10 protein-coding genes, 1 pseudogene and 1 riboswitch are annotated in these 10,899 nt (G+C 68.4%); of the genes and pseudogenes, 6 read left to right on the top strand and 5 right to left on the bottom strand.

What is annotated here, in order from left to right:
* Both Y710_RS01960 and purT read left to right on the top strand, forming a co-directional pair.
* Window positions 1-272, top strand: a pseudogene (locus Y710_RS01960) (HNH endonuclease); the annotation flags it as partial.
* A gap of 304 nt (window positions 273-576) precedes the next feature.
* Window positions 577-2,094, top strand: coding sequence for a formate-dependent phosphoribosylglycinamide formyltransferase (gene purT / locus Y710_RS01955; RefSeq protein WP_062366094.1), 1,518 nt, complete (start codon window positions 577-579; stop codon window positions 2,092-2,094).
* 21 nt (window positions 2,095-2,115) lie between these two features.
* Here purT and Y710_RS01950 read toward each other — a convergent pair whose 3' ends face one another.
* Together Y710_RS01950 and Y710_RS01945 are read right to left on the bottom strand one after the other, a co-directional pair.
* Entirely contained in the window at window positions 2,116-3,180 is a 1,065-nt protein-coding gene (locus Y710_RS01950; RefSeq protein WP_006896149.1) for a FecCD family ABC transporter permease, read from the bottom strand.
* Window positions 3,177-4,163 (bottom strand): FecCD family ABC transporter permease, encoded by a 987-nt coding sequence (locus Y710_RS01945; protein WP_006896150.1) that lies wholly within the window; start codon window positions 4,161-4,163, stop codon window positions 3,177-3,179. The genes Y710_RS01950 and Y710_RS01945 overlap by 4 nt, the downstream gene beginning before the upstream one ends.
* 176 nt (window positions 4,164-4,339) lie before the next feature.
* Here Y710_RS01945 and Y710_RS01940 point away from each other — a divergent pair, with 176 nt between their 5' ends.
* Window positions 4,340-4,843, top strand: a complete 504-nt coding sequence (locus Y710_RS01940) for a hypothetical protein (protein WP_006896151.1) — start codon at window positions 4,340-4,342, stop codon at window positions 4,841-4,843.
* A 232-nt stretch (window positions 4,844-5,075) separates the two neighbouring features.
* Here Y710_RS01940 and Y710_RS01935 read toward each other — a convergent pair whose 3' ends face one another.
* On the bottom strand, window positions 5,076-6,467 hold the full coding sequence (locus Y710_RS01935; RefSeq protein ID WP_006896152.1) for an FAD-dependent oxidoreductase: 1,392 nt from the start codon (window positions 6,465-6,467) through the stop codon (window positions 5,076-5,078).
* 203 nt (window positions 6,468-6,670) lie between these two features.
* Between Y710_RS01935 and Y710_RS01930 the strand changes: the two genes are divergently transcribed.
* From Y710_RS01930 to Y710_RS01920, 3 genes are read left to right on the top strand one after another with little or no spacing between them, the layout of a single operon-like run.
* Complete coding sequence (locus Y710_RS01930; protein WP_045538260.1) at window positions 6,671-7,153, top strand: Rv0361 family membrane protein; 483 nt, start codon at window positions 6,671-6,673, stop codon at window positions 7,151-7,153.
* Window positions 7,150-7,563, top strand: a complete 414-nt coding sequence (locus Y710_RS01925) for a rhodanese-like domain-containing protein (RefSeq protein WP_006896154.1) — start codon at window positions 7,150-7,152, stop codon at window positions 7,561-7,563. Before Y710_RS01930 ends, Y710_RS01925 begins: the two co-directional genes overlap by 4 nt.
* Window positions 7,564-7,576: 13 nt before the next feature.
* On the top strand, window positions 7,577-8,776 hold the full coding sequence (locus Y710_RS01920; RefSeq protein ID WP_062366091.1) for an O-succinylhomoserine sulfhydrylase: 1,200 nt from the start codon (window positions 7,577-7,579) through the stop codon (window positions 8,774-8,776).
* 2 nt (window positions 8,777-8,778) lie between these two features.
* Here the strand turns inward: Y710_RS01920 and Y710_RS01915 are convergent, their stop codons facing one another.
* On the bottom strand, window positions 8,779-9,885 hold the full coding sequence (locus tag Y710_RS01915; protein WP_062366088.1) for an isochorismate synthase: 1,107 nt from the start codon (window positions 9,883-9,885) through the stop codon (window positions 8,779-8,781).
* 22 nt (window positions 9,886-9,907) lie between these two features.
* Window positions 9,908-10,483 carry a hypothetical protein gene (locus tag Y710_RS01910; protein ID WP_231650172.1) on the bottom strand — a complete coding sequence of 192 codons (576 nt, stop codon included), beginning with the start codon at window positions 10,481-10,483 and terminating at the stop codon, window positions 9,908-9,910.
* Window positions 10,484-10,781: 298 nt separating this feature from the next.
* A riboswitch (SAM riboswitch) is annotated at window positions 10,782-10,895 on the top strand.
* Window positions 10,896-10,899 lie beyond the last annotated feature (4 nt).

Below are 10,899 nucleotides of genomic sequence, written 5' to 3'. Positions count from 1 at the left end.
ACCACCTCGGCGCCGCATGCGGACGTCACAATCGCTCCGTCGGCCCCCGCCGCGGCCAATGGCAGACGATGATCCTGATCGACGGACCCCACGCCGGCCGCGTCGCCTGGCGACCCAGCGACAACACCAGCCGCGGCGGGACAAGACCGCCCGGATGGCGGATCAACCAGATCCACCACGCCGAACTCCTCCCGGACCACCAACCCCAACCGCCGCCCGAACCCAGCGAATCCCGCATCGAGAACTACCTCGACACACTCCTGGCCGCCTGACCGGACACACCCGGCCCGGGAGCATGCGGCCAGCGGCCTCAGCGGAACTCGGCAGCAGTGAATGAAGTTCCTCCGACGGCACGATGATCTGGGTTGCAGTCGTTCGGTATTACGAGCCGATCCTGCTGCGCTGCCACCAGCAGGCTCCAGTGCTCCTTGACCCCGGCGGCCGCGCGAGGTGCACGCCAATCGGTCATGCACCCAGCGTAGAACGTGTGCGTTCGGTGCACCGCCCGCTCACGAGGTCATTCGGCCGAGCGAGCGCCGACCGTCTCCGGAGCTGTGCACCCGTAGAATCCGGGGCATGGTTGCAAAGGTGATCGGAACTCCGCTGAGTCCGACCGCGGTGAAGGTGTTGCTGCTCGGATCGGGCGAACTCGGCAAGGAGGTCACGATCGCGCTGCAGCGGTTCGGCGTCGAAGTGATCGCTGTTGATCGCTGCGCCGACGCCCCGGCGCACCAGGTGGCGCACCACGCCGAGGTGATCGACATGATGGATCCGGACCAAGTGCGCGCGGTGATCGACAAGCATCGCCCGCACTACGTGCTCCCGGAGATCGAGGCCATCGCAACCGAAGCCCTGGAGCGAGTGGAAGCCGAGTCGATCGCCGAAGTGATCCCGAGCGCGAAGGCCGTCTCCGCGACTCTCAATCGCGAGCGCATCCGGCGGCTGGCCGACGAAGAACTCGGCCTGCCGACGTCCCCGTACCTTTTCGCGGGATCGCTCGAGGAGATGCGCGCGGCGGCCGGGAGCATCGGATTCCCGTGTGTGGTGAAGCCGGTGATGTCGTCGTCGGGCAAGGGGCAGTCGGTCCTTCGCGGCCCCGAGGACGTCGACGCGGCGTGGGAGGCGGCCCGGACCGGAGCCCGAGTCAACAACGACCGCGTGATCGTCGAGGGGTTCGTCGAATTCGACTACGAGATCACCCTTCTCACGGTCCGCGCCGTCGACCCGGCCACCGGGCGACTGGCCACGTACTTCTGCGATCCGATCGGCCACCGCCAGGTGGACGGAGACTACGTCGAGAGTTGGCAGCCGCAGCCGATGAGCCCGGCCGCCTACGACATAGCGCGTTCGATCGCGGCCCGGATCGCGACCGCGATGGGCGACGGGGTCGCCACCGGCAGGGGAGTGTTCGGCGTCGAACTCTTCATCAAAGGCGACGAGGTCTACTTCTCGGAGGTGAGCCCGCGCCCGCACGACACCGGTCTGGTCACCATGGCCACGCAGCGCCTGTCGGAGTTCGAACTCCACGCTCGAGCCGTCCTCGGACTGCCGGTGAACACGATTGCCCGTGCGCCCGGCGCCTCGGCGGTGATTTACGGCGAGCACGAGGACACGGCCATCGGATTCGCAGGCGTCGCCGACGCCCTCGCCGATCCCGACGTGGATCTGCGCCTGTTCGGTAAGCCCGAGAGCTACGCGCGCCGGCGGATGGGGGTGGCGGTGGCGACCGCACCCACGATTGAGATCGCGCGCGAGAAGGCCACGCGCGCAGCGGGACTGGTGACGCCTCTGCGCGCGGACCACGACGCGGAGACGCCGACCGAGATCAAGCCGATTCCGCAGACCGCGCCGTCGCCCGCCGACGACACCGATACCGAGGCGATGGAGGCGGGAACTCAGGCGATCCGGGTTCCGGAGCGTCCGATTCGGCGCGAGGCGCCCCCGATGCCCCGACCGCCGATGCCTCAGGGACCTCCGCAACGTCCCGGACCGATGGCGCAGCCGGGACCGCGCGGACCGGTGGGGCCCGGTGGCCAGCGACCGGCCGGACCCCCGCCCCCTCGACCCGGGCGGATCCCGCCGGGTATGAGCTGATCCGCCGGCACCGACGATCCGCTACACCGAGGACTTGCGTGCCGCCTGCACGATCATGAAGACGAGGAACGGTCCGCCCACCGCCGCGGTGACCACGCCCACCGGCAGACCGTCGGGCAGGACCGTGCGGCACACGATGTCGGCGGCCAGGACGATGCACGCCCCGACCACGCCCGAGAACACCGGCGTGGGTTGAGAACTGCGGGCCAGGCGGACGGCGATCTGCGGCGCGGCCAGGCCCACGAAGGCGATGGGCCCGGCCGCCGACACCGCGAGCGACGCGACCACCACGGCGGTGAGCAGCGTTCCGTAGGTGACGACGCCGAGACGTACGCCGAGCGCACGGGCCACGTCGGGCCCGAGGCCGCTGACGGCGAGCGTGCGCGCGATGATCGCGGTCCAGATGATTCCGATGGCCGCGGCCACCGCCACCGGCGGCACCGAACTCCAGCCGGTGTTCGCCAGCGAGCCGATGATCCACGTCTGCGCGCTCGCGGCGTCGTGCAGGTCCGCACGTGACATCAGGTATCCGACCGCGGCCTGCATCATCCAGGTCATTCCGACACCGATGAGGATGAGGCGCAGTGTGCTGGTGACCACCTGGCCCTTGGTCCAGGCCAGCACGTACATCAGCGCCGCGGTCGCGAGGCCGCCGATCAGCGCCGACAGCGGCACGCCGAGGTTCGCGAAGAAGCCGCCGAATCCGGTGCTCGCCGAGGTCAGGGCAAGTACGGCACCGGCACTCGCGCCGGTGGTGATGCCCAGCATGTCCGGGACGGCGAGCGGGTTGCGGGTGATCACCTGTGTGAGGCAACCGGCGAGACCGAGGCCGAAGCCGGCCAGCGCCGCCACGAGCACACGCGGCAGCATGTCGTCGAAGATGACGATGTTCTCGGCGACGCGGCCGCCGCCGAGCAGGATGCGCGCCACGTCGACGGGCGTGGTGAACCCCACCGACAGCCCGATCAGGAAGAGGACCAGCGCGAGCAGGGCGCCGGCGAGGGAGCAGGCCGCGAGTCTGCGGCGGACGACCCATCGGGCGCTGCCGACGCCGATCGTGATGGGCGGGCGAACGGTGGCGGTCATACGGTCGGGAGCCTCCTGCGTCGGACCATGATCATGAGCATCGGCCCGCCGATCAGCGCCAGCACCACGCTCACCTGTGCCTCGCCCGGCCGGGCGATGACCCGGCCGATGACATCGCAGACCAGGATCAGAAGTGCGCCGGCGAGTGCCGAGTAGGGGACGATCCAGCGGTAGTCGGGCCCGGTGAACGCGCGAGCGATATGGGGAACGATCAGCCCGAGGAACACGATCGGCCCGCACGCGGCGGTCGCGGCCCCGGCGAGGAGCGCGATGCCGATGATGCCGGTGACCCGGATGAGACCGACGCGACCGCCCAATGCCGTCGCCATGTCGTCGCCGAGGCTCATCAGGTTGAGGAACCATCCGCCCGCGAAGGCGAGAACCAGTCCCACCACGATGAAGGGCAGCGTGGTCCACAGCACGTCGGCGCCGCGGCCCGAGACGGCTCCGACGTTCCAGAACCGCCAGGTGTCGAGGGTGGCGCCGTCCGAGAGGACGAGTGCGGAGGACACCGCCGTGAGACACGCGCTGAGCCCGGCTCCGGCCAGCACGAGTGTCAGCGGCGACGATCCGGTGACCGTCGACAGCCCGAACACCGCCGCCGCGGCGACGAACGCGCCCGCCAGCGCCAGGACGGTGTTGGCCAGAGGGCCGGAGGTACCGAAGACGAAAACCCCGGTGACCACCGCGCAGGCAGCGCCCGCGTTGATCCCGAGCAGACCGGGGTCGGCGAGCGGATTGCGCGTATGCCCTTGCGCGAGTGCGCCGGCCGCGCCGATCGCCAGTCCCACCACGAGACCGAGCACCGTGCGGATCAGCCTGCTGTGGACCAAAACTCCGAGCCCGTCGGGACTGCTCGATCCGTGCAGCAGTGCGTTCAGGACCTCACCCGGCGGCACGTCGCGTGTGCCGATCGCGATCGATGCGACGAACGCGATGCCTATGGCGACCACCAGAACGACGGCCCCGATCACCTTTTTCACAAAGGCATACCTTACCTAAGTCATGGCGCCGAACCCGGCCCGGGGCAGGTCTGCCGATGGTTTCAATCCTGTGCGTCTCCTGAACGATTGGGTAACAAAGGTCTGTGCGAGCCCCGATACACGAGTAAGGGTGGGACCAGTCGACCTACCGACCGACGACACGAAAGGCTCTTGACATGAAGAAGTCCCTGACACGGATGGCGGCGGCGGTAGCTGCCGCCGGCGCGATCGGCGCGGGTTCTCTGGCTGCGGTTCCGCAGGCGCACGCCGGCACCCCCGGCGACCTCCAGATCATCGGCGGGATCTCCTGCACCTTCAAACTGTGGGGTCCGAATTGGTCCGACGGTCCCGTCTGGCAGATGCATCGCTGGATGGGCGTCACGAACATCGGCGGCTCGACCATGACCGGTGTGACGGTGACCGAGTTCGGCGGTGCCAGCAAGTGGGTTCCGCAGACGAAGGACAAGGACGGCAAGATCACCAACAAGCTCGGTGAGCTGAAGCCGGGCAAGACCTTCGTCGCCTTCGACACCACATGGAAGGGCTGCTGGCCCGCGTCGATCTCCGGCTACACCATCGGGCAGCAAGTCGAGAACCCGATGAACAACGTCGGGTTCTGGCAGAACGTGCGTCGAGCGCAGCCGAAGGACAAGTCCACCACCGTCGGCAACGGCTCGTAGAGACCGGCGACGGCGGTGAACTGACGTCGCAGACGCGAAGGGAGGGCGACCGGGATCGGTCGCCCTCCCTTCGGTTTTCGGGTGTGGTGGGTGACGGTGGTTTCGACTCGCTGCGCTCGCTCAACCAGCCTGGGGGGTTGCGCTCGCTCAACCAGCCTGGGGGGTTGCGCTCGCTCAACCAGCCTGGGGGTTGCGCTCGCTCAACCAGCCCGGCGGCTGGGCAGCGCGGCCGTCAGCCCCGGTTCACCTTGTGGGGTTCGGAGGCGGCGAGCATGTCCTCGCGCTCGACCACCTTGACGCGGTCGCGGCCCTGCGCTTCGCCGAGCTTGCGCTCGTGCTCGTCGAGCCGGTACCAGCCGTCCCAGGTGGTGAACGGGATGCCGCGCGATTCGAGCAGATCCACGACGGAGGCCTCGGAGGCGTCCTCGACCTCGTTGAGGACACCATTGCGCATGTCCTCGAGGATGCACTCGACGGTCTCGTTCGCGTCGCCCTTGGTGTGGCCGATGAGGCCGACCGGACCGCGCTTGATCCAGCCGGTGGTGTACAGGCCGGTGAGGTGCTTGCCGTCGTCGAAGATCCGGCCGGCCTCGTTGGGGATCACGCCCGCCTGGTCGTCGAACGGGATCTCCGGCAGATTGTCCGACAGATAGCCGACCGCCCGGTAGACGGCGGTGACGTCCCAATCGCGGGTCTTGCCGGTGCCCTTGACGTTGCCGGTTCCGTCGAGCTCGGTGCGCTCGGTGCGGAGTCCGACCACCTTGCCGTCCTCGCCGAGGATCTCCGTCGGGTTCTCGAAGAAGTGCAGGAAGAGCTTGTGGATCGCACCCTGCTTGGGCTCGCGGATCGCGTAGTTCTCGATGATCGTCGCGACCTGGTCGGTGATCTTGCTGGAGCGGCGCGCGACGGCCGATCCCTCGTCGTACTCGATGTCCTCGGGATCGACGATGACCTCGATGTTCGGCGAATGGTCGAGTTCCTTGAGCTCCAGCGGAGTGAACTTGGCCTGGGCGGGGCCGCGGCGTCCGAAGACGTGCACCTCCACCGCCTTGTTGGCCTTGAGCCCCTGATAGACGTTGTCCGGGATCTCGGTCGGGAGCAGCTCGTCGCCGGTCTTGGCCAGCACGCGGGCCACGTCGAGGGCCACGTTCCCGACACCGATCACGGCGACCTTCTCCTCCTCCAGCGGCCATTCGCGGGAGAAGTCCGGGTGGCCGTCGTACCAGGCCACGAACTCGCCGGCGCCGTAGCTGCGCTCGAGGTCGACGCCCGGAATCTGCAGAGCGCGGTCGTCGGTGGCGCCCGTGGAGAAGACGACGGCGTCGTAGTGCTTGCGCAGGTCGGCGAGGGTGATGTCGGTGCCGTAGTCGATATTGCCGAGCAGGCGGACCTGGGGCTTGTCGAGCACCTTGTGCAGAGCGGTGATGATGCCCTTGATGCGCGGGTGATCGGGTGCGACGCCGTACCGGATGAGACCGAACGGGGCGGGCATGCGCTCGTAGAGATCGATGCTCACGCCGCGCTCGGACGCGGTGTCGGACTTCATCAGTGCATCGGCGCAGTAGATGCCGGCCGGCCCGGCACCGACGATCGCGACCCGCAACGGGCGGCTGTTGTCACTCATTTCCAGGTGCTTCCTCAGCTGGTTGGACAGGGATACCTCTACGTTATGTCTTGTGAGGTCGCCGCCAAAATTTCGATGTGAGGTATACCTCAGTCGAAGATCGGGTGCCGAAAACTATTGACGAATCGCGCCCGGTGAAGGTGGCCCGTCGCCGGACGGCACGGTTGAAAGTCCCTGGACATGGGCCGATACACTCGGCTGTCATGAACGAAGACCAGCCGGCGTCTCACGACCTCCCGGAGGACGACCAGCCGCGGTCGTGGAAAGCGGCGCTCCCGATGATTCTGGCCGGTGCGCTCGTGGTGGTGCTGCTGGCGTGGGTCCTGATCGCCGCCCTGGTGAATCCGCCGGAGGAACGGCTCAGCGACTCCGCTCAGGTGCAGCACACGGTCAACGACATGTACAGCGCGATGGGCACGCTCAACTACGACCAGTACGTCGGCTCGTTCTGTCAGGCCGATGTGGACGCCGCCGACTTCCCGAAGTCGGTCCAGTTCGCGGAGCAGAACCGCGCCGAGAACGAGGCCAAGGGCAAGATCGTCGTGCCGAACATGGACGTGGAAGTCACCGGCGACAGCGCCACCGTGAAAGCCCATTGGAACCGCGAGAACACCGCGGACGACGAGCAGACGACCTCGCTGCGGCTGATCCGGGAGAACGGTGAGTGGAAGGTGTGCAACCGATGACTTACAGCGGCGACGTGACGTGTGAGCAGGCATGGCAGCGGCTCGCGGAGAATCCGAAGGCAGTCCTCATCGACTGCCGCACGCAAGCGGAATGGAACTTCGTCGGAGTGCCGGACACCGAATCGCTCGGCAAGCGCACGCTGTTCGTCGAGTGGATCGACTACCCGAACGGTGCGCCCAATCCGCGCTTCGTCGACCAACTGCGCGAGGCCGGCGTGGAGCCGGACGACGAACTGCTGTTCCTGTGCCGCTCGGGCCATCGGTCCATCGGTGCAGCGGAGGCCGCGGTCGCCGCCGGATTCGGGCAGGCGTACAACATTCTCGACGGGTTCGAAGGCCCGATCGACGCCGACGGGCACCGTGGCGGGGCCGGTTGGCGCGCCGCGTCGCTGCCCTGGCGACAGTCATGAAGGAGTCTGTGAAATGAGCCGAGAGCTGCCCGACTGGGTTTCTCCAGAGACCGTCGCCGTGCGCGGTGGGATCCTTCGCTCCGGCTTCTTCGAGACCTCCGAAGCGCTCTACCTCAACAGCGGATACGTCTACGAGTCGGCCGAGGCGGCCGAACGCGCCTTCACCGGCGAAGAACAGCGTTTCGTCTACACCCGCTACGGGAATCCGACCGTCGCGATGTTCCAGGAGCGGCTCCGCCAGATCGAGGGGACGCAGGCCTGCTTCGCCACGGCGAGCGGCATGGCCGCGGTCTTCGTGGCACTGGGTGCGCTGCTGAAGAAGGGCAGCCGCCTCGTCGCGGCGCGCAGCCTCTTCGGTTCCTGCTTCGTGATCTGCAACGAGATCCTCCCGTCCTGGGGCGTCGAGACGGTCTTCGTCGACGGAGAAGACCTCGACCCGTGGGAGCGGGCCCTCGCCGAGCCGACGGACGCGGTGTTCTTCGAGACGCCGTCGAATCCGATGCAGACGCTGGTCGATGTCCGCAAGGTGTCGGAGATGGCGCACGCGGCCGGCGCGACGGTGGTGCTCGACAACGTATTCGCGACCCCGCTGCTGCAACGCGGTCTGGACATGGGCGCCGACGTCATCGTGTATTCGGGGACCAAGCACATCGACGGCCAGGGCCGGGTGATGGGCGGTGCGGTGCTCGGCACGCAGGAGTTCATCGACGGCCCGGTGCGGGAACTGATGCGTCACACCGGTCCGGCTCTCAGTCCGTTCAACGCGTGGGTGATGCTCAAGGGCCTCGAGACGATGAAGCTGCGGCTCGACCAGTCGGTCGCCACCGCGCTGCGAGTCGCCGAATTCCTCGACGCCGATCCCCGGGTGGCCAAGGCGATCTATCCCTTCCTGTCGTCGCACCCGCAGTACGAGCTGGCGCGCTCGCAGATGTCCGGCGGGGGAACGGTCATCACGTTCGAACTCGCCGACCGGCCGGGTCTTTCCGGCAAGGAGCGGGCCTTCGAAGTGCTCAACGGACTGCAGATCATCGACATCTCCAACAACCTCGGTGACGCCAAGAGCCTCATCACGCATCCGGCCACCACCACCCACCGGGCGATGGGGCCCGACGGCCGTGCGGCGATCGGTCTCACCGACTCGATGGTCCGGCTGTCGGTGGGTCTGGAGAGCGCGGACGATCTGCTGCGCGATCTGGACGCGGCGCTGGGCTGAGCTCAGGCGTCGGCACGCACCGGGCGGTCCGCGTCGGCCAGTGCACTGAGCACCGTCTGGAACTTCGCCGTGGTCTCGGCCACCTCGGCGTCGGGGTCGGAGCCGGCGACGATGCCGCCTCCGGCCCAGGCGCTGACCTTCGTGCGTGACGAGTCGAGCTCGAGACACCGGATCGAGACCACCCATTCCCCGTCGCCGGCGGCGTCGCACCAGCCGACGGTTCCGGCGTAGAACTCCCGCGGTCCTTCGACCTCCTCGATGATCCGCGCCGCGGCTTCGGTCGGTGTCCCGCAGACGGCGGGTGTGGGGGAGAGCAGCGCCGCCAGTTCCAGCGCCGTGATCGTCGGATCGGCCAGCTCTCCGGTGATCGGCGTCGCCAGATGCCAGACGTGGTTGGTGGAGATGGTCTGCGGCCGGTCGGGGATGGCGATACGGCTGCACAGCGGTTGGAGCAGGTCGCGCAGATAGTCGACGACGTACGCGTGCTCGCGCAAGTCCTTCGCCGAACGGCTGAGTTCCTCGGCGGCGTTCGGAACGGGACGGCCTGCGGCGTCGAACTTCGGGGCCGACCCCGCGTAGGGAACGCATTGGAGGATGGAACCGCGTTTGCGGAGCAGGAGTTCCGGACTCGCGCCGATCAGCCAGTTGCCGTCGTGTCCCGGCGCAGCGCTCAGATCGGCGGCGAACACCGTCGACCCGCCGGCAGTGGCCGTGAATCGGCCGATCAGTTCGGCCGGCTCGACGGCCCGGGTGAGCGACGCGTCCAGGCTGCGAGCCACGACCACCTTCTCGGCGGCGCCCGACGCGATGGCGTCGAGTGCGCGGACGACTCGCTCGCGGTGCACCGAGTCCGGGGTCACCGAGACCTCCGCGACCACCGAGCCGTCGACCGTCGCGGGAGTGGCTGCGGGGGAGAAGTCGACCCGTTCGGGGGTGATCAATGATGCGGGACCGCCGGTGTCGAAGCCGAGGGCGCCGCCGACGAAGTCGACGGTGCCGGCGGCGAGGGCCTCTCGCGCCTGCGCCACGGAGCCGAACGCGGCGCGCACTCCGAATCCGCGGGCGTTGAGATCGGTGTTCGACAGCAGAAACGACAGACCGGCAGGCACCTGGCCAGGTTACCCGCGAGAGCTAGACGGACTTCGTCGCTGTGATGCGCTTCTCCCTGATCAACCGCTTGAGGAGGTCGCGGCCCGCGGATCCGGCGGAGACGGGGTCGGCGCCCGCGTCGGCACCCGACATGTTGACGCAGGTGCGACCGTCGACGCTCGAGGTCGCGTACAGCCACTGCTCGGTGTGGCCGTTCGCGGAGTCGTCACGGCTCTTGGTCTTCCACTCGCCGACCGAGGCGGTTCCGGAGCAACTGTCGGCGAACACCACCACCGTGTGCACCGGGGTGCCCGAGCCGGATTCGCCGAGCGAGGTGAGGTCGTCGGACATCTGCGACAGCACCCGGTCGTCGTCGGCGGCCCGCAGCACCACGACGGGCGCGCCGTCGTTGGTGTCGGTGACGGCGGTCCAGCCGGCGGGCACCCGGACCTCCACGGACGTCCCGCCCTTGAGCGCGAACGTCCGCGTGGTCTCCGGCGCCGCACCGGTGTCGCGGTCGGAGTCCCAGGGGGCGAGGATCAGCAGCGTCGTCAGTCCGGCGACCACCAGTGCGGTCACCGCCACGATGCCGAAGAACATCGGCTTCGGACCCTTCACCGGCGGCTGCTGCGGCCACGGGCCGGGCGGGAAGGGGTTCGGTGCGTACGGCGGCTGCGCGGGTCCGTACCGGTGGGGCGGCCCGTACGACGACGGCTGTGGCGGTTGTGGCAGGGGCGGTTGTGGCAGGGGCCGGCCGGGAGCGCCGCTCGGATACTGCGGGTCGGACGGATGAACCACGGGAGGCCTTTCTGAACAGGGATGTTGAAACCACGCTAACTGCGGATCCGCCGGTGATTACACCCGCCGTGGTTTTAATGCTTTCCGCGAATGACGCGTACCGGCATCCTTGACGGCGGGTCACGAGAACCGGTGCGAAGCCCTGGCTGGCCGGTCGGCAACCCTCCACCGCGGTGGGGTGCTCCAGGTGACGACCCGGCCGGCGTCGACCGACGTCCGGCAAGTGCGGAGATCTA

The organism is Gordonia sp. QH-12, assembly GCF_001578675.1.
Taxonomy (GTDB): Bacteria; Actinomycetota; Actinomycetes; order Mycobacteriales; family Mycobacteriaceae; genus Gordonia; species Gordonia sihwensis.
The sequence above is the reverse complement of the archived record's forward strand: the minus strand, read 5'-3'. Positions and strand labels throughout refer to the sequence as shown.

Excerpts from the sequence above, each read along its gene's own strand:
- Y710_RS01940 (WP_006896151.1), top strand. The coding sequence starts at position 4,340 with ATGAAGAAGTCCCTGACACGGATGGCGGCGGCGGTAGCTGCCGCCGGC.
- Y710_RS01935 (WP_006896152.1), bottom strand. The coding sequence starts at position 6,467 with ATGAGTGACAACAGCCGCCCGTTGCGGGTCGCGATCGTCGGTGCCGGG.
- Y710_RS01930 (WP_045538260.1), top strand. The coding sequence starts at position 6,671 with ATGAACGAAGACCAGCCGGCGTCTCACGACCTCCCGGAGGACGACCAG.
- Y710_RS01950 (WP_006896149.1), bottom strand. The coding sequence starts at position 3,180 with ATGACCGCCACCGTTCGCCCGCCCATCACGATCGGCGTCGGCAGCGCC.
- Y710_RS01920 (WP_062366091.1), top strand. The coding sequence starts at position 7,577 with ATGAGCCGAGAGCTGCCCGACTGGGTTTCTCCAGAGACCGTCGCCGTG.
- Y710_RS01925 (WP_006896154.1), top strand. The coding sequence starts at position 7,150 with ATGACTTACAGCGGCGACGTGACGTGTGAGCAGGCATGGCAGCGGCTC.
- purT (WP_062366094.1), top strand. The coding sequence starts at position 577 with ATGGTTGCAAAGGTGATCGGAACTCCGCTGAGTCCGACCGCGGTGAAG.